Here is an 18,490-nt window from a genome sequence, read left to right on the forward strand (position 1 = left end):
TTTAAGCCCGAAAGGAATTCAGGCTTCTGTTCACCGGAAATTGAAGGAAAAATACGATGACTGAAAAAAAAGTGATTCCGAACGTGCCGCCTTCCGGCGGGCTGGCATACCAGCAGACCGTAGAGCAGGTGCTTGCACACGCGCAGAGCCAGGCCAGCGGTCTGGACCGTGCAGAGGCGCAGGCGCGTCTGCAAAAAACAGGGCCGAACGCGCTGCCGGAGAAAAAAGGCAAACCCGCCTGGCTGCGTTTCCTGGCCCATTTTAATGATGTGCTGATTTATGTCCTGCTGGCCGCCGCCGTATTAACGGCAGTAATGGGCCACTGGGTTGATACGCTGGTTATTTTGGGCGTGGCGGTAATCAATGCCTTAATTGGTCATATTCAGGAAAGCAACGCGGAAAAATCCCTGAAGAGTATTCGTAATATGCTCGCCAGCGAGGCGCGCGTTATTCGTAACGGCACCCATGAAACAATCCCCACAACTGAAATAGTCCCGGGCGATATTATTGTCTTGCGCGCGGGGGATCGTATTCCGGCGGATATGCGTTTAATTGAAGCGCATAATTTACGCGTGGAAGAGGCGATTCTGACCGGTGAATCCACCGTGGTGGATAAACACGTTAATCCGCTGAGCGGCGAATTACCGCTGGGCGATCGCACCAATATGGTCTTCTCCGGGACGACCGTCAGCGCGGGCGGCGGCATCGGTGTGGTCACCGCGACCGGTCAGGATACGGAACTCGGCCACATCAACCAGATGATGGCGGGTATCGAAAAGCACCGCACGCCGCTGCTGGTGCAGATGGACAAGCTGGGTAAAGCGATCTTCGCGATTATTCTGGCAATGATGGCCGCGCTGTTTGTCTTCAGCCTGGCGTTCCGCGAGATCCCGATGGGGGAGCTCCTGCTCTCCCTGATTAGCCTGGCGGTGGCCTCCGTACCGGAAGGTCTGCCGGCCATTATCTCCATCATCCTCTCCTTGGGCGTGCAGGCGATGGCGCGCAAGCGGGCGATTATCCGCAAGCTGCCGACGGTTGAAACGCTCGGCGCGATGACCGTGGTCTGCTCGGATAAAACCGGCACCCTGACCATGAATGAGATGACGGCTAAAGCCATCATCACCGCCGACGCCTGCTACCGCGTGGACGGCAACAGCTACGAGCCGGTAGGCAACATCTACCTGGAAGGCAGCGACGAGCCGGTGCAGATCCAGCCGGGCACCGTGCTGGAGCAGTACCTGCGCACCATCGACCTGTGTAACGACAGCCAGCTGATTCAGGACGATCGCGGGCTGTGGGGCATCACCGGCGGCCCAACCGAGGGCGCGCTGAAGGTGCTGGCGGCGAAAGCCAGCCTTGAGCCGGTGATGACCGCGCTGGTTAACAAGATCCCGTTCGACTCGCAGTACAAGTACATGAGCACCCACTACCAGATTGGCGGTGAGGAGCAGATCCTGATCACCGGCGCGCCGGACGTCATTTTCGCCCTCTGTGCGCAGCAGCAGACCCGTCACGGTGCAGAAGCCTTCAACCGCACGTACTGGGAAAGTGAGATGGAGCGCTATGCGCGTCAGGGGCTGCGCATGGTCGCCGCGGCGTTCAAGTCAGCGAACGGCGAGCAGGAACTGACGCACGATGACCTGAGCCACGGCCTGATCTTCCTCGGCATCGCCGGGATGATGGATCCGCCGCGCCCGGAAGCCATTGACGCGATTAACGCCTGCCAGCAGGCGGGGATCCGCGTGAAGATGATCACCGGCGATCACCCGCAGACGGCAATGAGCATCGGGCAGATGCTGGGGATCAGCAACAGCGAGCAGGCGGTTACCGGCTACGAGCTGGAGAAGATGGACGACGCCGCCCTGGCGGACGCGGCGGTGAAGTATGACATCTTCGCCCGTACCAGCCCGGAGCATAAGCTGCGCCTGGTGAAAGCGCTGCAGGACAAAGGCGAAATCGTCGGCATGACCGGCGACGGCGTGAACGATGCCCCGGCGCTGCGTCAGGCGGACGTGGGTATTGCGATGGGCATTAAGGGCACGGAAGTGACCAAAGAGGCGGCGGACATGGTCCTGACGGACGATAACTTCGCCACCATCGCCAGCGCGGTGAAAGAGGGGCGTCGCGTTTACGACAACCTGAAGAAGACCATCCTGTTCATCATGCCGACCAACCTGGCGCAGGGGCTGCTGATTGTGATTGCGCTGCTGGCGGGGAACATCATTCCGCTGACGCCGGTGCTGATTCTGTGGATGAACATGGCCACCTCCGCCACGCTCTCCTTCGGCCTGGCCTTTGAGGCCGCCGAGCGCAACATCATGCGCCGTCCGCCGCGTCAGACCGGGCAGCACGTGATGGACGCCTACGCCGTCTGGCGCGTGGCCTTTGTCGGCACCATGATTGCCATCGCCGCCTTTGCGCTGGAAGCCTGGCTGGCTCCGCGCGGCCACAGCGCGGAGTTCATCCGCACCGTACTGCTGCAGATGCTGGTCTGCGCCCAGTGGGTATACATGATTAACTGCCGCAACACCGAAGGGTTCTCCCTCAACCGCGGTCTGCTGGCGAACAAAGGGATCTGGCTGGTGACGGGCGTGCTGTTCCTGCTCCAGGCGGCGATTATCTACCTGCCGTTTATGCAGATGCTGTTCGGTACCGAAGCCCTGCCGCTGCGCTACTGGTTTGTGACCCTGGCCGTTGCAGGTGTGATGTTCTTCGTCGTCGAAATCGAGAAGCGACTGACCCGCAGGTTCCGTAAGGCTGCATAACGAAAACCTTACCCCTCACCCTAACCCTCTCCCCAAAGGGGAGAGGGGACCGCCCGGTTTTCTCCCTCGCCCCTTTGGGGAGAGGGCCGGGGTGAGGGGAGAAACAACGCTGAGGTACTCCCATGAAATTCCCGGTCCTGTTAGCACTTCTTGTCAGTACCCTGCAACCCGCATTCGCCGCCATTCCCGTTCGCGTCGCCACCGTGGAGCAAACCGCCCACGCCGCCGAGCGCCAGATCCCGGGCCGCATCGAAGCCATTCACACCGTTGAGCTACGGGCGCGCACGGAAGGCGCGATCGCCAAAATCCACTTCCGCGACGGGCAGTACGTGAAAAAAGGCGACGTACTGTTTGAGCTGGACGACGCCGAGCCGCGCGCCGCCCTGCGCCTGGCGCAGGCCGAAGTGAAAAGCGCCGAAGCCACGCTGCGCCAGGCGCAGCAGCAGCTTTCCCGCTTTGAAAGTCTCGGCAGCAGCAACGCCATCAGCCGTCACGACGTGGACAACGCCCGCATGCAGCGCGACGTCGCCAGCGCCGCTCTCGAGCAGGCGAAGGCCCGGCTCGAAGCCCGCAACGTCACCCTGAGCTACACCCGCATCACCTCGCCGATTGACGGCCGCGTGGGGCACAGCAGCTTCCACGTGGGTAGCCTGGTCAACCCGGCGAGCGGCGTTTTGGTGGAGGTGGTGCAGCTTGACCCGATCCGCATCGCCTTTGCGCTGGAAGAGGGGGCGTTTGCCGCCAAAGCCGGACAGCATGCGGATATCAACGCCATGAAGCGTGCCTGGCAGGCGCTGATCGACAGCAACGGCCAGCGCGTCAGCGGCGAGCTGACATCAGTGGATAACCGCGTTGACCCGCGTACCGCCAGCGTGATGCTGCGCGCCGAGTTTGCCAATCCGCGCCATCAGCTGCTGCCCGGCGGTAATGTGAACGTGTTTTTGCGCCCGGCAAGCGAGCAGCCGGTGCTGACCCTGCCTGCCGCCGCGGTCCAGCAGAACGGCGACGGCTACTTTGCCTGGGTCGTTAATGCCGACGGCAACGCCGAAATGCGCCCGCTGAACGTGGCTGGTCAGATTAGCCAGCAGTTCCAGATCACCTCTGGCGTGAAGTCCGGTGAGCGAGCGATTACTGACGGCGCGCAGCGCGTGCAGCCCGGCGCTGCTGTCCAGATACTGAATTAAGGAGCCATCATGCTGACGTTTTTCATCAAACGCCCGCGCTTCGCGATGGTGATTGCGCTGGTCATCACCCTGCTGGGGGCCATTGCGCTGAGGATTATCCCGGTGGAGCAGTACCCGCAGATCACGCCGCCGGTGGTGAACGTCTCTGCAAGCTGGCCGGGTGCCAGTTCGGCTGACGTGGCGGAGGCCATCGCCACGCCGCTGGAGACGCAGCTGAACGGCGTGGACCATATGCTCTACATGGAGTCCACCAGTTCGGACGAAGGCACTTACAGCCTGAACATTACCTTTGCGGCGGGCACCGATCCGGATCTTGCCGCCATCGACGTGCAAAACCGCGTGGCGCAGGCCGTGGCGCAGCTGCCGACCGAGGCGCAGCAAAACGGCGTGCAGGTGCGCAAGCGGGCCACCAACCTGATGATGGGGGTAAGTCTTTACTCACCGAATAACACCCACACGCCGCTGTTCGTCAGCAACTACGCCAGCACCCAGGTGCGCGAGGCGCTGTCGCGTCTGCCCGGCGTGGGGCAGGTGCAGATGTTCGGCGCACGCGACTACAGCATGCGCATCTGGCTGCGCCCGGACCGCATGAACGCCCTTAACGTCACCACCGATGACGTGGCGCAGGCGCTGCGTGAGCAGAACGTACAGGGCGCTGCGGGTCAGGTGGGCACGCCGCCGGTGTTTAACGGCCAGCAGCAGACCCTGACCATCAACGGGCTGGGGCGCTTAAGCCAGGCCGAAGAGTTTGCCGACATCATCATCCGCGCCGGGGAGATGGGCCAGCTGGTGCGCCTGAAGGACGTCGCCACCATCGAGCTCGGCTCGCGCAGCTACAGCTCCGGCGCGCAGCTGAACGGGCACGACTCCGCCTATTTGGGTATCTACCCGACGCCGTCCGCCAACGCCCTGCGCGTGGCCGATGCGGTACGCGCGGAGCTGGAACGCCTCTCAACGCGCTTCCCGGACGACCTGGTTTATGAGGTGAAATTCGACACCACCTCTTTTGTGGCCGCCACCATTAAAGAGATCGGCGTCTCGCTGGCGCTGACCATGCTGGCGGTGGTGGTGGTCGTTTCCCTGTTCCTGCAGAGCTGGCGCGCGACGCTGATTGTCGCCCTCGCCATTCCGGTGTCGCTGGTGGGCACCTTTGCGGTGCTCTACACGCTCGGCTACTCCGCCAACACGCTCAGCCTGTTTGCCATTATTCTGGCGCTGACCATGGTGGTGGATGACGCCATCGTGGTGGTGGAGAGCGTCGAAACGCTGATGGCGGAAGGACAGAGCCGCATGGCGGCAACCGCGCTGGCGCTGCGCCAGATTGCCGGGCCGGTGATTGCGACGACGCTGGTGCTGCTGGCGGTATTTGTGCCGGTGGCGCTGCTGCCGGGGATTGTCGGCGAACTCTACCGCCAGTTCGCGGTGACGCTCTCCACCGCCGTGACGCTCTCAAGCCTGGTAGCGCTGACCCTGACGCCCGCGCTGTGCGCGATGCTGCTGCGTCCGCGCCCGGAGAAACCCGCGGCCATTTATCGCGCCTTCAACCGCGGGCTGGACGCTACACGCGGTTTCTACACCCGCCTCGTGCATGTCTTAAACCTGCGTCCGTGGCTGGCGCTGCTGGCTACCGCAGGCGCGGCGGCAGTCGTGCTGTTCAGCTTTATGTCGATGCCAAAAGGCTTCCTGCCGCAGGAGGACCAGGGCTACTTCTTCGCCAGCGTTCAGTTGCCGGAAGCGGCTTCGCTGGAGCGCACCGAAGCGGTGATGACCACCGCGCGGGAGCTGATCGCCCAAAATCCGGCGGTGGAGGACGTCATTCAGGTCTCCGGATTTAACATCCTCAACGGCACCAGCGCCTCCAACGGCGGGTTTATCTCCATCATGCTGAAGGACTGGAGCGCGCGTCCGCCGCTGGAGGAGGTGATGGGCACCCTGCAGCGCCAGCTGCTGGCCCTGCCGGAAGCGACCATCATGACCTTCGCGCCGCCGACGCTGCCGGGGCTGGGCAACGCCTCCGGCTTTGACCTGCGCATCCAGGCCCAGGCGGGGCAGAGCCCGGCGGAGCTGGAGCGCGTCACCCGTGAGGTGCTGGCGGAAGCCAACCAGCACCCGCAGCTGAGCCGTGTGTTCACCACCTGGAGCAGCAACGTGCCGCAACTGACGCTGACCGTTGACCGCGAGCGCGCCGCCCGTCTCGACGTGCCGGTGTCGCGCATCTTCAGCAGCCTGCAAACCGCCTTTGGCGGCACGCGCGCCGGGGATTTCAGCATCAACAACCGCGTCTACCACGTGGTGATGCAGAACGAGATGCAGTGGCGCGAGCGTGCAGAGCAGATCAGCGAGCTGTTCGTGCGCAGCAACAGCGGCGAGCGGGTGCGCCTGAGCAACCTCGTCACCATCACGCCAACCGTCGGCGCGCCGTTCCTGCAGCAGTACAACCAGTTCCCGTCCGTGTCGGTGAGCGGCTCGGCAGCGGCTGGGGTGAGCAGCAGCACCGCGATGGCAGCGATGGGCGAGATCCTGGCGGAAAGCCTGCCGGCTGGCTACGACTACGCCTGGAGCGGCATGTCGTACCAGGAGCAGCAGACCGGCAATCAGGCGATCTGGATCGTGCTGGCGGCGGTGGTGATGGCATGGCTGTTCCTCGTCGCCCAGTACGAGAGCTGGACGCTTCCGGCGAGCGTGATGCTCTCGGTGCTGTTTGCCATCGGCGGGGCGCTGGTCTGGCTGTGGATGGCCGGATACGCCAACGACGTGTACGTGCAGATTGGTCTGGTATTGCTGATCGCGTTAGCGGCCAAGAACGCGATTCTTATCGTCGAGTTCGCCCGCGCGCGGCGTATGGACGGAATGGCGATTGTCGATGCCGCGCGGGAAGGGGCCTCGCGCCGCTTCCGGGCGGTGATGATGACCGCCGTGTCGTTCATTATCGGTGTTTTGCCGATGATGCTGGCGACCGGTGCAGGCGCCCAGAGCCGCCGCATCATCGGCACCACGGTCTTCAGCGGCATGCTGGTAGCGACCGTGGTGGGGATTCTGTTCATCCCCGCGCTGTTCGTGCTGTTCCAGCGCCTGCGTGAGTGGGGCCACGGCCTTACGGACTCGTCGCCCACAGCTCGCAGTGCTTCTGGACCAGAGAAATCAGCGAGCCGCCGTCGGCGATAAAGTCCCGCATGCGCTGCGCCTCGCTCTTGCCCTGCTTTAACAGCAGGGCAATTTCATTGATTGCGCTTGTCGCACCGAGCTTATCGGCCGACGGCGCCACCTGCTCCAGCAGCCAGGCGATGTCCTCCGCCACGGTTCGTTGCTCGCCGGTGTGCACATCCGTCAGGATCCCCTCCAGCCCGTAGCGACACGCCTGAAAACGGTTAAAACGGTAGAGCAGAAAATCCCGTTCCTGATGCTTATACGGTCGCGTGGTCAGCAGCCAGTGTGACGTGGCCTGAATCAGCCCGGCGATGTTAATCGCGTGGTCGAGCGTCAGCGGCGTATCCATCACCCGCACCTCAACGGTGCCAAAATGCGGGCTGGGGCGAATATCCCAGTGCAGATCCTTGATGCTGTCGATCATGCTGGTGGAACTCAGGCGGCGGAACAGCCCTTCGAACTCCTGCCAGCTGTTGACCCACGGCATCTGTCCGTTATCCGGGAACCCGGAGAAGATATTGAGCCGCGACGAGGAGAACTTTGTGTCGGTGCCCTGCATGTAAGGCGAGGCGGCCGCCAGGGCAATAAAGTGCGGCACAAACCGCGACAGGCCGTGCAGGAGGTAAATGGCGTCATCCCCGGTCCGGCAGCCGACGTGAACGTGTTGACCGAACACCGTCGCCTGCAAAATCAGATAGCCAAAGCGCTCCAGCGTGACGTTATAGCGCTCGTCGTCGCATACCTCCTGGCGCTGCCATTTCTGGAACGGATGCGTCCCGCCGCCGCAGATCTGAATGTGCTGCTCCGCCGCCGCGCGCAGAATGCTCTGCTGCATCACCGAGAACTGCGCCGCCGCCTGGTCGATGGTCTGACACACGCCGGTGGCGATTTCAAGCATGCTTTCTGTGATGTCGTGTTTGACTTCACCGCCTTTGATGTCGTCTTTGACGGCGGCGATGAGCGCGGAGGAGTCCTGGCTGAGATCGTACCCCGGCGGGTTAACCACCTGCAGTTCGAGCTCGATGCCAAGGGTGAACGGTTCAGAGGATTTAAAATCGGGTAAAGGCATGGCGCACTCCGTTGTCTGTGAATGTTGAGTATAGACAACGGGTGTGGCGCGCTCGTCTCAGGATGGTATAACTGATAGCAGGCTTAGCAAAAGGGGAGTGACCCATGTCTGACTATCCAACCATTGCGCTGATTGGTCCCGGTGCGATTGGCACCACCATTGCCGCGGTACTGCATGACGCTGGCCGCACGCCGCTGCTCTGCGGACGCACCGCGCATCCGGAATTACGCCTGCGTCACGATGAGGGGGAAACGGTGGTGCCCGGTCCGGTATTAACCGATCCGGCGGCCATCACGCGCCCCGTTGACCTCGTGTTTATCGCGGTGAAAACGACGCAAAATGCCGACAGCGCCGGGTGGCTGCGCGCGCTGTGCGATGAAAATACGGTGGTGTGTGCCCTGCAAAATGGCGTAGAGCAGAAGGCTCAGCTTGAGCCTTTGGTCAGTGGCGCAACGGTGCTGCCGTCGGTGGTCTGGTTCCCGGCGCAGCGCGAGCCGGATGCCTCCGTCTGGCTGCGCGCCAAACCGCGCCTGACGCTGCCGGACGTGCCTCAGGCGCAGCGGGTGGTCGAGGCGCTTCGCGGTACGCGCTGTGAAGTTGAACTCTCGGCTGATTTCCCCACCGTCGCCTGGCGCAAGCTGCTGCAAAATGCGGTCGCCGGGCTGATGGTGCTGGCCAACCGCCGTGCCGGGATGTTCAGGCGCGAGGATATCAGCGAACTTTCGCTGGCCTACCTGCGGGAAGGGCTTGCCGTCGCCCGCGCCGAAGGGGCGAAGCTGGCCGATGACGTGGCACAGGAGATTCTGGCGAACTTCCAGCGCGCGCCAGTGGATTTGGGTACGTCGATTCTCGCTGACCGTCAGGCGGATCGCCCGATGGAGTGGGATATCCGCAACGGCGTGATCCAGCGCTACGGCCGCAAACACGGCATTGCGGTGCCCATCAACGACGTGGTGGTGCCGCTGCTGGCGGCAGGGAGCGAGGGGCCGGGTTAACGGACGCTGTTTTTCCGTTCGGCAAAGTAATGGGCGGGCGCGCTGCCCATCGCTTTTCTGAACATGGTGATAAACGCGTTCACGGATTCGTACCTGAGAGTGGCGGTGGGGCGATAGAGAGGGGGAAGATAAGTGAATATGAATATCAGCTTTGTGCCATAATTTTACGTGGTTATCCTGGTAGCGTGTTGATCTGTCGGGAGCAGATCCCGGGAGGTTCAAATGCTTTATAGCTGCATGAATAATACAAAATGGTATGAGATCCGCATGGCAATGGTTAGCATGGAATCTCCCCCCTTATGGAAAATCACTTTTCTCAATGGCTATGAATCTGCAGTTGATGGCGAGTGGTTTTACCATTTCTGTGAAGGTGGCTATTTGGATATCAAGTATCTTGATATTATGACAAACTCAGTTGAACAACATACCATGGTAGGTACTATTCTTCGCGCTATTCATCTCCCTGGAATCGAGGTATCAACCGGTTATAGAATTTGGGGATACGCAGATTCGGTCAGCTATGTAGATTATATTTAACCAGATAAAATCGTTTAATGGCTAACAGGAATACGTTAGTCTTTGCGTAGAATTGGCCTCTACTCCTCACTGTCTAAGCGTTACACTGAAAGTTTATTAATTCAAAGTCAATACAATCAGACATCTTCCCATAGCGGCATCAATTCTCCAGGTAATTGTTCCTTATCAAACCCCTCAAACCAATACACAGAGCCTTGCTGTCCAATAATCGGCACTTCTCCCCACCCCGGATAAAACAATGCGCGACTCCAGTCAGGCTTGAGACGACCACGCCGTTTAAGGCGCTGACCATTACACGCAGTTGCTCGTATTGAAGGAAAATTAATAAAGAAACTTAACGGCATTTTCTCTTTGCGCGCACGTTGTAATTGCCTTGATATCCAGTCCTGGTTACGTTTGCGAAGTTTTTGTTTCATTGGCTACTGTTCTGATTGTACTCACTTATCAATCAATGCTCTCACTGTAATCCGACGCCATGCTTTATACAAGAGTGTCCGTTCTTAACTCAGTGCGGACCTTACCCACTTTTCTGCCCTTTCCGTATCATGAGCGGACGATGATAGCGTCCGCTCAGTGTTGATGACTGTATGTGCATTAGTATAGCCATGCATCTTCTGTCATCAAAATGATGAAGCCATCGTGTTTTTTATCGGATAAACGTTCTTTTTACACGAACAGAGGTTATGAAATAGGGAATCCAAATTAAAGCCGTAATCACGTTTCTAAAAACAGGTACAAGTTCATTATAGCCAATTTCAGCGCCAGGAATTAATATGTAAAGCAAATAGGTATTAAATGACATTGTCGTCACGATTGATATTAAAAACAAAATGTAAAGCTTTGGTAGCAATTTCTTCTTTCTTAGGAAAAATGAAAAAACAGTGACTGTAAAAAGAAATTCGCCAATATAAATAACCAGGGAAACTATGAAGAAAATTTTTGCATTTGCATTCAGGTGCGAATAATTTTCTATCATAAATTTAAACGCATCTGTCATTGCAAAAAGATAGGAAGCAGCAGTAACCACTAATCCTATAAGGGGTAAAAAAAGAAAACCTCCAATTTTCCTGAAGTTTTTATCTTCACAACTGTCGCAAAACTCTCTGTCCTGAGGTATTTCGACCCCACACTTTATGCATCCCCATTCCATATATGGACCTTTGAAGTATTTTATAATTTACAATAGATTAAACGAAGTATGTTACAAACGCAACTGACTGATAAATAAGTATGCTCTGCAGGTAACTTTTTCGAGTAAATTTGTGTTAAGGGGAGATTCCCGCAGCACAGATATTCATTCTAAGTCCCTACCCGGGACCGCTCTTTGCTAATAACGGTTCCTCAAACATTTCTGCCCGACAGTTCCCGACCGGAAACGAATATTTAAAGTAAAGTGCTAACGCTGAACACCATAAGGTTCTCTGTTGCACTTCAGTCCAGCTTCTCAATATTCATCCTAACCGCTTTCAGCGTTCTCCTGCGGATCCAGCCGCTGCCCGCCCGTATTACCAGCCAGTAAGCCGCCATCCTGAGCCGGGTGCTTCTGTCCGGGCAGAAGACGAACGTTTCCGTACTGAGTTCATGCTGGTCTGGTGCCAGTTCCTTTACCTGGTAGCGCAGCAACAGTGTCGCGCTGCCCGGCACGGCAGGCGTCTGAAACGTGCTGGCATCCGGCACGTTTTCCAGACCGAAATCTGCACGCCAGAATTGCCCTCTTAAGCCATAGCAAAGCTCCGATGCTGAATCTTGCAAAAGGGTAAAAGTGTGCAGACCAAAGTTGCTGATTGAGTCAGCCTGCTGATCGCGCAGAAGTTTTTGCGGTAATTGCCGCAAAGCCATCAACCGACGAATCACAGCATCTTGCCGGACGTCAAAGTTGGCAATCAACGGCAGAATATGTTCAGGGTGCGCAGTATGAATGACCGTTCGGTGTTTTTCATGAAACTGGAACTGAGGTAAAAAAGCGGGGACATCCTGCCACTGAGCAAGTGCTTTGCGGGTTACGAATCCAGGATTCAGCATTTCTCTTCCTTGTCATCCCTTGAGTGCAGCCAGAGTATCAGATGGCGTGCTGCAGGCAATCACCAGGAAAAGAGAGGGGGATAGGGCAGTAAATGTAACGAGCCGGTTGGGTTAACGATGTTCGCTTCTTTGCGAATGGAGAAGCTGAGTGATTTCTTTGCGCTTTCTTGTTGCCCATTCGGGCTTGATTGAGAGCATTAAACTGTATTCCTTTCTGAAATAAACCTCTCTGTATTCCCGTTCAGATGAATGTTTTGCTGCATAGGTTGAGGCCAGCCCCGCCACGGCACTCTCCACAAACCAATAAAGAATTTCATCGTCACTGAGCGTTACTTTTCGCTGTATTTCAAGACCCCTTTCACTGATGATAAAATGATATTCTTTCCCATGAATTTCCAGATAGGGAGTTGCAACCCCATCAGATTGGTCAGGGATAAAGAAGTAATGATTTGGTCTTGTGCCTCCCCCAAGTTGCTCACCTATTTTTAGAAGCTCGTTTCGTAGTTCTTCTATCGTTTTCATCAGCATTCCTTTGTTCTTTTATGTGAACCACTCTTTATCGCAGAATGGGTACACAGAGTCTGCTCGCGCTCACTTCCCCACAAACGCACTTAACGGCAAACCGAAACGCTTCGCCAGCGCCCGCATATGATCCAGGGTCAATGTGCGCTGTCCATTAAGGATCCGACTCACCAGAGACTTCTTACCAATCTCATTCTCGAAATCGCTCTGAGTGAGTTGGTACTGATCCATCAACGTTCGTAATAACGCAACGCCTGACGGAATGCGGGCAACACGCGCGTTAAATTCTGCAAACTCCGGAGACTCGTTTTCGTATTTATCGATTTTCGCGGTAAGCATCTCTACCAGCGGGCTATCGGGGTCGTGCTCAATAAGGTGTTCCACCATCGCCAGAGCATCCTCGTAATCTTGTCGCGACGGGCTTGAGCCCAGGAAGGGAAGCTCGTTAGTCAGCTCGTTTGCCGCTTTGATGGCTGCTGCATAATTCATTCTTTCGTTCTCCGGTAGAGGTCCGTGAGCTTGTCATACTCTGCGTGCGTGCTGATGTGTTTAATGAAGATCTTTCCCCGCTCAAAATCAGCAAAAAATATTATTCTTAAATGTCCGCCACCTACATCAATGACCCACCATTTTTCCCGGTATTTCATCCGGTCCAGGCTGGGAAAGCGCTTTCGCATGTCGCCTGGTGAGGGGTAGTGCTCCTTTTTTAGTACCCGATAAAGATCGTCCAGGGCGAGTGCTTGATTGGGAAAATGTCTGGTCGCCGTATCGAAAGGCGCTCTTGAGACTACGTGCATCCATGCCCCTTGTTTCCAGGATGGAAACATTATAGGTGGTGGGTGGTGAGTTGACAATGCGGAAACTGCGGAGATACGTAGCTTCTACATGTTATTGATAGTGGTGCTCGTGTATTGCGCCCGACTACTTAATGTAGGGGTGGCTTGAGATTAAAGGGGTAGATATCGTTCGACGAGGGGGATTTGTTTACTTTGCGTAGCGTATTCAGAAATTGTTTGCTGAAAAGGAGTCTGGTGGAGGTTAGTTTTACTAATAATATCTTATGGAAGTGTGCGAAAGATGAGTCCGCTTTGTGCCAGGAGGGGACATTACAGATATGGCCGCGCGGTGTCACTTGCGGGGGTTACATGATTTACCTGTAATCAAGTGCAATAGCAAACGGGCAAATATTCTTGAGGCTGCGGGGAAGTGCAGCCTCAGTGATATGACTGTGGAAAGCGGTTTATTATTTCTTTGCTGCTCGAATCAGGCCGTCAAGCCATTCCTGATGACCATTAAGCATTGGGTTCGGGCGGGTATTTGCCAGATCTTTTGCCGGGACTCCGTTCTGTGTTTCCTGCGTTAGGATACGGACCCTGTGACCGGAAAGATCCTCCAGTAGCCACGCATGATGGACATCGAGTCGTTGAGGGGTATCTTTTTCACCGGCCCATCCGTGCCATGCCAGACGAGCAGGTTTACCTTCAGCAGGTGGAACAAACTCCACAACCTGAGCTTCAACTGGGAAACCAAACGTGCTGAAGTAGAAGCGAACCCCATTTTCCAATTCTGGACCTTTGTTGTCATAAAAGCGCACATTGGCGGAATTTTTATAGTATTCCGGCCATAGCAATGGCTGACTCAGGAGCGGCCAGACATCATTGACGTTCAGACCTGAGATGATCATTTCATTAGAAACAAAGTTATCGGTAAAACCCGGAACAAAGCCTTCTGGCCAGTTAATCGCGTTCATAAATTTCTCCAATTGCTATAGTTGAGTGCACTGCGTGTGTCATTACGGCAGTAACGTGATGACAGTGATTATTGGTGCAATGGAGTTATAAGGCGAATTGTCATTACTTATATTCTTAATAAGATAAATTATATCAGGACGCGGGATGTTGGCTTACTTCTGCGCATAAAGCACGAATCCACTGATGACTTGGGTCACGATGGGTTCGCTCATGCCAGGCCATGCTCTTGGTAAAGCCGGGTACTTTCAGGGGCAAAGGGAGAATGATGAGATCGTTGTTAGTCAGGACCATGCGGCGAGGTACAACTGCAATCATATCAGTCACTTGCAATATATCAGGTATCACCTGAAAACTATTAACTGACATGCCTACTCGTCGTGTCAGACTGAGCTTAGCCAGTGCTTCATCTGTAACACCGGTGAAGTTACCTTCTGAAGACACCAGAATATGTTCCTGTTTGCAAAATTGTTCGAGCGTCATTTCTGAACTCGCTGCCAGAGGATGATGACGTCGTGCTACGCAGACATAATCTTCTTCATAGAGCGCTCTTCCATGCAGGTCTTCGGGGGTTGTTTGCGGTGTTATCAAAGCCAGATCAACTTCACCCCGAGATAACTGCTGATACATTCGCTCATTGTCCACGGGCCGCACGGCGATTTTAATATACGGTGCACGTTGTTTTAGCTCAGCCATCAACGGAACGACAACAGCCTTAAGTGCATAGTCCGTTGCGACGATGGTATAAGTCAGTTCCACCGTCACGGGATCAAATTTCTTTGGTTTCAGCAGGATAGCGATATCGGTGAGGATTTGTTTTACCGGCGTAGAAAGTTCGTTGGCCCGCATTGTGGGGACCATACCGTGGCTGGTGCGAACAAAGAGTGGATCGTCAAAGTAATCACGCAAGCGAATAAGCATACCACTGACGGCAGGCTGCGTCAGTGAGAGGCGCTGTGCAGCCCGAGTCACGCTTCCCTCATCCAGTAATGCATCAAGGGCCTTAAGAAGGTTAAGGTCGAGGGTTCTGATATCATTTTTCATAATGAACTAGCCTGACAGATATTAAAATTTTAATTCAGGCTAAATGCTCGGGAAAAGGTTGTCTAGAAGGTTTGCGAGTGTTTTCCTTTTGGGGGAACTTCCATTTCTGGATGGTAGGCCTTGTACGGATAAGTCCGTTCTTCGCTCATAGCTGACCGTCATTTATCAGGAAAGATTAACTCTGATGCTTCTCGCGTGTTGAATAGCGAAGTTCATCAACTAGAAGGCTAAATGCTGGAGTGGGTTGTCGGTGGCCTGGATAGTAAAGATGATATCCAGAGTAAGGTTCACACCAATCCTCAAGTACGCGAACAAGAGCCCCGGATGCTATATAGGGTTCAAGCTGCCCTTCTGGTAGATAGGCTAGCCCTCGACCCTCAAGCGCCGCTTTCAGTATCATGCTTCCCGTATTAAAAACCAGTTGACCATCAACTCGCACATTCAGCTCTCGCCCGTCCTTTTCAAACTCCCATGCATAGAGTCCTCCATGCCCGGAAAGGCGCAGGTTTATACAACAGTGTTCTGTCAATTCCTGTGGAGTAATGGGCACATGCCTGTTACTGAAATAATCTGGAGATCCCGCCACTGTCATCCGCATATCTGGTGCAATACGAACGGCAATCATGTCTTTGGCAATAGTTTCTCCGGGACGTACACCGGCATCAAAACGATCTCTTACGATGTCAGTCAGCCCATAATCTGTAAGAATTTCGACTTTAATATCGGGGTATTTTTTTACGAGACGCGACACTGCTGGCCAGAGTATTGACTCTGCTGCATATTCTGTTGCGGTAAGTCGTATTGTACCGGCTGGCTTATCACGTAATTCACTCAGCACCATTAACTGCCGCTGAATATCCTCTATCTGAGGTCCGACTGAAGCGAGTAAACGTTCCCCAGCTTCAGTTGGGACAACTCTTCTGGTAGTTCGGTTAAGCAACCGGATCCCGAGTTGTGCTTCCAGAACACGAACAGTCTGACTGAGCGCTGACTGTGAAACACCCAGACGTTTTGCCGCTCGCGTGAAATTCTGTTCCTTAGCCACCACCATAAATGCAGCAAGGGCATTCAGATTATCATCAGCCATTTAGAGGTTCTCCTTATAATTTCAATCTCATTTTACCATCTAATCACTTAATACGTCCTCAGATATACTTTCTTCGTTCACTAAATAACCATTCCTCCCGACAAAAGGCGTTTTCATTTGCAGGGAATTAATGTAATCCGCTACGCCATTTAGCCGAAAGTAACCAGCGAGGTGAAAGATGAAAGCGATTATTGCTGCTGCAGCCATATCCGTACTGGGGGCCGCCCAGGTTTCTGCCGAAGGCATTGAAATTCGCCGTAACGGGCAGACCCCTTCTGTCGTCGGCAAGGCCGATAACTTCTCAGGTCATGCGGTTGTCAGCCCGTTGTTGCCGCCAAACGCGTCCACGCGTGCCAATCTGGGCCAGGTGGATTTCGCCCCGGGTGCGCGCACGGCCTGGCATACTCACCCCGCCGGGCAGTTGCTGATTGTTACGGCCGGTAAAGGCTGGGTTCAGGAAGAAGGTAAAGCGCGCCAGGATATCGCTCCGGGTGATGTTGTATGGATCCCTGCAACTGTACGCCACTGGCATGGTGCCACGGCGACGTCCCCCATGAGCCATCTGGCCATGACGTATATGGTGGACGGTAAGAACGTGGACTGGCAGGAGCCCGTCTCAGACGCACAGTACCAGTAAGGGGGATAATATGAAAACTTCAACGGCAGTTGCGCTGGCGCTTTCTCTCGGATCGGCTGGCGCCCTTGCAGAAACGGGGGCGCAGCGGGGCCCGCTGTCAGACACCGACATAGAGGCAGTATCCCCCGCGCTCGGACGCTATGCCAGCACCAGGCTGGCAGGAGACCTCTGGAAAAGAAACGATTTGTCGCCACGCGATCGCAGCCTAGTGACCGTTGCAGCGGTTATTGCCCGGAATCAGACCGTACTTTTACCGGAGCAGCTGGAGCTGGCGCTGAAAAACGGTGTCAAGCCGGCGGAGCTTTCTGAGACCATCATGCAGCTGGCGTTCTATGCCGGCTGGGGCAATGCCATTGCCGCCGCAGCGGTAACGAAAGAGATATACCTGCAAAAAGGAATTAACGCTGAACAGCTTCCTCACGCGGAGGAGGCGCTGCTGCCGATCGATGAAAAAGCTGAAGCAGCTCGCGCTGCACGCGTTGAACAGAGTATCGGTAGCGCTGCACCGGGGCTTGTCAGCGACACTACCGATGTGCTTTTCCGGGAGCTGTGGCTGCGCCCCGGGCTTGCTCCTCGGGACAGAAGTCTGGTGACCCTGTCTGCCCTGATTGCAAATGGGCAGGTACAGCAAATTCCGCCGCACCTTAACCGGGCTATGGATAACGGCCTGACCCGGCAGCAGGCTTCAGGCGCACTGAGTCACCTTGCATATTATGCCGGGTGGCCAAATGCTTTCTCAGCAGCGCCGGTTTTCAAAACGGTGTTTGAGCAACGTGAATCGAAATAACCACTCTTTACAGGAGGACAGTATGTCTCAGGGTATCGAAAATAAAATCATCGTCATCACCGGTGCCAGCAGCGGCCTGGGAGCAGAAACAGCCCGACACCTGTCGAAACTGGGCGCAAAAGTTGTTCTGGGCGCGCGCCGTATGGAGAAGCTTGAGCAACTTGCCGGCGAACTGGGGCTGGATGCCAGAGCCATACTCCGCACCGACGTGACGGACCGTACACAAGTCCAGTCCCTTGTTGACCGGGCGGTAGAGCTGCACGGCCGTATTGACGTCATCATCAATAACGCCGGCTTAATGCCGAGTTCCATGCTCGACAAGCTGAAGGTGGATGAATGGGACCGGATGATCGACGTGAACATTAAGGGCGTACTTTACGGTATTGCCGCCGCTCTGCCGTATATGAAAGCCCAGAAGTCCGGACAATTTATCAACGTGTCATCAGTAGCCGGACACAAAGTTGGGCCCGGCGGAGCTGTCTATGCCGGTACCAAATGGGCCGTACGGGCTATTTCAGAAGGCCTGCGTCAGGAAGTGAAGCCCTGGAATATCCGCACAACTATTGTTTCTCCCGGCGCGGTAGATACCGAACTGACTAAAACCATCACCGACGAAGATATTGCGAAAGGTATGTCGAAAACCTACGAGAATGCGATCCCGGCAGAGGCTTTTGCGCGGGTCGTTGCATTTGCCATCAGCCAGCCTGACGACGTGGATGTTAACGAAATACTTTTCCGGCCGACCGTACAGGTTTATTGAAACACAACCAGGCGGGTAGCTGACATCTACCTTATTTCCGGATGGTTTATATCATCCGGATATAAAAAAAGCATTACCAGATAACGCATCTTTCAACACAGGAAATTCAAACCTGAATTTTTTGCGGGCTACTTCGCGCCCAAAAATCACATACGCGTATACGACATTCTGTTCATTAAAAGGTAA

18 protein-coding genes and 1 pseudogene are annotated in these 18,490 nt (G+C 55.5%); 8 read left to right on the top strand and 11 right to left on the bottom strand.

All coding sequences use genetic code 11. The annotated features are described in order from the left end of the window. Window positions 1-56: 56 nt before the first annotated feature. The 3 genes from ABFV38_RS05475 to ABFV38_RS05485 all read left to right on the top strand — a co-directional run bounded on the left by ABFV38_RS05475 (window position 57) and on the right by ABFV38_RS05485 (window position 7,114). A complete protein-coding gene (locus ABFV38_RS05475) occupies window positions 57-2,765 on the top strand; it encodes a cation-transporting P-type ATPase (RefSeq protein WP_348958736.1) in 2,709 nt (902 codons plus the stop codon). Window positions 2,766-2,887: 122 nt separating this feature from the next. Then, complete coding sequence (locus ABFV38_RS05480; RefSeq protein ID WP_348958738.1) at window positions 2,888-3,949, top strand: efflux RND transporter periplasmic adaptor subunit; 1,062 nt, start codon at window positions 2,888-2,890, stop codon at window positions 3,947-3,949. Window positions 3,950-3,958: 9 nt separating this feature from the next. Continuing rightward, on the top strand, window positions 3,959-7,114 hold the full coding sequence (locus tag ABFV38_RS05485; protein WP_348958740.1) for an efflux RND transporter permease subunit: 3,156 nt from the start codon (window positions 3,959-3,961) through the stop codon (window positions 7,112-7,114). Here the strand turns inward: ABFV38_RS05485 and ABFV38_RS05490 are convergent. Next, window positions 7,044-8,165 (bottom strand): YbdK family carboxylate-amine ligase, encoded by a 1,122-nt coding sequence (locus ABFV38_RS05490; RefSeq protein ID WP_348958742.1) that lies wholly within the window; start codon window positions 8,163-8,165, stop codon window positions 7,044-7,046. The genes ABFV38_RS05485 and ABFV38_RS05490 overlap by 71 nt on opposite strands. 104 nt (window positions 8,166-8,269) lie before the next feature. Between ABFV38_RS05490 and ABFV38_RS05495 the strand changes: the two genes are divergently transcribed. Then, entirely contained in the window at window positions 8,270-9,160 is an 891-nt protein-coding gene (locus ABFV38_RS05495) for an oxidoreductase (protein ID WP_348958744.1), read from the top strand. On the opposite strand, the pseudogene ABFV38_RS05500 reads toward ABFV38_RS05495, so the two are convergent. Beyond that, window positions 9,157-9,261: pseudogene (locus tag ABFV38_RS05500) on the bottom strand (AraC family transcriptional regulator); the annotation flags it as partial. The gene ABFV38_RS05495 and the pseudogene ABFV38_RS05500 sit on opposite strands and share 4 nt — an antisense overlap. Before the next feature lie 121 nt (window positions 9,262-9,382). Between ABFV38_RS05500 and ABFV38_RS05505 the strand changes: the two are divergent. Beyond that, the gene (locus ABFV38_RS05505) at window positions 9,383-9,697 is read left to right on the top strand and encodes a DUF6678 family protein (protein ID WP_348958746.1); all 315 of its coding nucleotides are present in this window, start codon (window positions 9,383-9,385) and stop codon (window positions 9,695-9,697) included. A 116-nt stretch (window positions 9,698-9,813) separates the two neighbouring features. Here the strand turns inward: ABFV38_RS05505 and ABFV38_RS05510 are convergent, their stop codons facing one another. The 9 genes from ABFV38_RS05510 to ABFV38_RS05550 all read right to left on the bottom strand — a co-directional run bounded on the left by ABFV38_RS05510 (window position 9,814) and on the right by ABFV38_RS05550 (window position 16,120). Continuing rightward, window positions 9,814-10,113 (bottom strand): hypothetical protein, encoded by a 300-nt coding sequence (locus ABFV38_RS05510; RefSeq protein ID WP_146751441.1) that lies wholly within the window; start codon window positions 10,111-10,113, stop codon window positions 9,814-9,816. 230 nt (window positions 10,114-10,343) lie between these two features. Continuing rightward, entirely contained in the window at window positions 10,344-10,847 is a 504-nt protein-coding gene (locus ABFV38_RS05515; RefSeq protein ID WP_348958748.1) for a DUF2569 family protein, read from the bottom strand. A 281-nt stretch (window positions 10,848-11,128) separates the two neighbouring features. Further along, on the bottom strand, window positions 11,129-11,719 hold the full coding sequence (locus tag ABFV38_RS05520; RefSeq protein ID WP_348958750.1) for a hypothetical protein: 591 nt from the start codon (window positions 11,717-11,719) through the stop codon (window positions 11,129-11,131). 111 nt (window positions 11,720-11,830) lie between these two features. Further along, window positions 11,831-12,241, bottom strand: coding sequence for an Imm63 family immunity protein (locus ABFV38_RS05525; RefSeq protein WP_348958752.1), 411 nt, complete (start codon window positions 12,239-12,241; stop codon window positions 11,831-11,833). Between the two features lie 69 nt (window positions 12,242-12,310). Beyond that, window positions 12,311-12,730 (bottom strand): helix-turn-helix domain-containing protein, encoded by a 420-nt coding sequence (locus tag ABFV38_RS05530; protein ID WP_196352073.1) that lies wholly within the window; start codon window positions 12,728-12,730, stop codon window positions 12,311-12,313. Continuing rightward, window positions 12,727-13,038: a type II toxin-antitoxin system HigB family toxin gene (locus ABFV38_RS05535; RefSeq protein ID WP_348958754.1), complete on the bottom strand. Its 312-nt coding sequence runs from the start codon at window positions 13,036-13,038 to the stop codon at window positions 12,727-12,729. Before ABFV38_RS05535 ends, ABFV38_RS05530 begins: the two co-directional genes overlap by 4 nt. Window positions 13,039-13,484: 446 nt before the next feature. Further along, window positions 13,485-13,991: an SRPBCC domain-containing protein gene (locus tag ABFV38_RS05540; protein ID WP_348958756.1), complete on the bottom strand. Its 507-nt coding sequence runs from the start codon at window positions 13,989-13,991 to the stop codon at window positions 13,485-13,487. Window positions 13,992-14,124: 133 nt separating this feature from the next. Beyond that, a complete protein-coding gene (locus ABFV38_RS05545; RefSeq protein WP_103770800.1) occupies window positions 14,125-15,033 on the bottom strand; it encodes a LysR family transcriptional regulator in 909 nt (302 codons plus the stop codon). A 175-nt stretch (window positions 15,034-15,208) separates the two neighbouring features. Then, window positions 15,209-16,120 (bottom strand): LysR family transcriptional regulator, encoded by a 912-nt coding sequence (locus ABFV38_RS05550; RefSeq protein WP_252002408.1) that lies wholly within the window; start codon window positions 16,118-16,120, stop codon window positions 15,209-15,211. A gap of 178 nt (window positions 16,121-16,298) precedes the next feature. Here ABFV38_RS05550 and ABFV38_RS05555 point away from each other — a divergent pair, with 178 nt between their 5' ends. The 3 genes from ABFV38_RS05555 to ABFV38_RS05565 are packed head-to-tail and all read left to right on the top strand — an operon-like array spanning window position 16,299 to window position 18,304. Continuing rightward, entirely contained in the window at window positions 16,299-16,757 is a 459-nt protein-coding gene (locus ABFV38_RS05555; protein WP_004110848.1) for a cupin domain-containing protein, read from the top strand. Between the two features lie 10 nt (window positions 16,758-16,767). Continuing rightward, window positions 16,768-17,544 carry a carboxymuconolactone decarboxylase family protein gene (locus ABFV38_RS05560; RefSeq protein ID WP_348958759.1) on the top strand — a complete coding sequence of 259 codons (777 nt, stop codon included), beginning with the start codon at window positions 16,768-16,770 and terminating at the stop codon, window positions 17,542-17,544. A gap of 22 nt (window positions 17,545-17,566) precedes the next feature. Then, entirely contained in the window at window positions 17,567-18,304 is a 738-nt protein-coding gene (locus ABFV38_RS05565) for an SDR family oxidoreductase (RefSeq protein WP_004110842.1), read from the top strand. Window positions 18,305-18,490: the final 186 nt, after the last annotated feature.

This window comes from Enterobacter cloacae complex sp. Mu1197 (assembly GCF_040059225.1).
GTDB lineage: Bacteria > Pseudomonadota > Gammaproteobacteria > Enterobacterales > Enterobacteriaceae > Enterobacter > Enterobacter quasiroggenkampii.

What these genes read in the sequence shown, in the direction of transcription:
- ABFV38_RS05475 (WP_348958736.1), top strand. Translation starts at nt 57, where the DNA reads ATGACTGAAAAAAAAGTGATTCCGAACGTGCCGCCTTCCGGCGGGCTG.
- ABFV38_RS05480 (WP_348958738.1), top strand. Translation starts at nt 2,888, where the DNA reads ATGAAATTCCCGGTCCTGTTAGCACTTCTTGTCAGTACCCTGCAACCC.
- ABFV38_RS05485 (WP_348958740.1), top strand. Translation starts at nt 3,959, where the DNA reads ATGCTGACGTTTTTCATCAAACGCCCGCGCTTCGCGATGGTGATTGCG.
- ABFV38_RS05490 (WP_348958742.1), bottom strand. Translation starts at nt 8,165, where the DNA reads ATGCCTTTACCCGATTTTAAATCCTCTGAACCGTTCACCCTTGGCATC.
- ABFV38_RS05495 (WP_348958744.1), top strand. Translation starts at nt 8,270, where the DNA reads ATGTCTGACTATCCAACCATTGCGCTGATTGGTCCCGGTGCGATTGGC.
- ABFV38_RS05505 (WP_348958746.1), top strand. Translation starts at nt 9,383, where the DNA reads ATGCTTTATAGCTGCATGAATAATACAAAATGGTATGAGATCCGCATG.
- ABFV38_RS05510 (WP_146751441.1), bottom strand. Translation starts at nt 10,113, where the DNA reads ATGAAACAAAAACTTCGCAAACGTAACCAGGACTGGATATCAAGGCAA.
- ABFV38_RS05515 (WP_348958748.1), bottom strand. Translation starts at nt 10,847, where the DNA reads ATGGAATGGGGATGCATAAAGTGTGGGGTCGAAATACCTCAGGACAGA.
- ABFV38_RS05520 (WP_348958750.1), bottom strand. Translation starts at nt 11,719, where the DNA reads ATGCTGAATCCTGGATTCGTAACCCGCAAAGCACTTGCTCAGTGGCAG.
- ABFV38_RS05525 (WP_348958752.1), bottom strand. Translation starts at nt 12,241, where the DNA reads ATGAAAACGATAGAAGAACTACGAAACGAGCTTCTAAAAATAGGTGAG.
- ABFV38_RS05530 (WP_196352073.1), bottom strand. Translation starts at nt 12,730, where the DNA reads ATGAATTATGCAGCAGCCATCAAAGCGGCAAACGAGCTGACTAACGAG.
- ABFV38_RS05535 (WP_348958754.1), bottom strand. Translation starts at nt 13,038, where the DNA reads ATGCACGTAGTCTCAAGAGCGCCTTTCGATACGGCGACCAGACATTTT.
- ABFV38_RS05540 (WP_348958756.1), bottom strand. Translation starts at nt 13,991, where the DNA reads ATGAACGCGATTAACTGGCCAGAAGGCTTTGTTCCGGGTTTTACCGAT.
- ABFV38_RS05545 (WP_103770800.1), bottom strand. Translation starts at nt 15,033, where the DNA reads ATGAAAAATGATATCAGAACCCTCGACCTTAACCTTCTTAAGGCCCTT.
- ABFV38_RS05550 (WP_252002408.1), bottom strand. Translation starts at nt 16,120, where the DNA reads ATGGCTGATGATAATCTGAATGCCCTTGCTGCATTTATGGTGGTGGCT.
- ABFV38_RS05555 (WP_004110848.1), top strand. Translation starts at nt 16,299, where the DNA reads ATGAAAGCGATTATTGCTGCTGCAGCCATATCCGTACTGGGGGCCGCC.
- ABFV38_RS05560 (WP_348958759.1), top strand. Translation starts at nt 16,768, where the DNA reads ATGAAAACTTCAACGGCAGTTGCGCTGGCGCTTTCTCTCGGATCGGCT.
- ABFV38_RS05565 (WP_004110842.1), top strand. Translation starts at nt 17,567, where the DNA reads ATGTCTCAGGGTATCGAAAATAAAATCATCGTCATCACCGGTGCCAGC.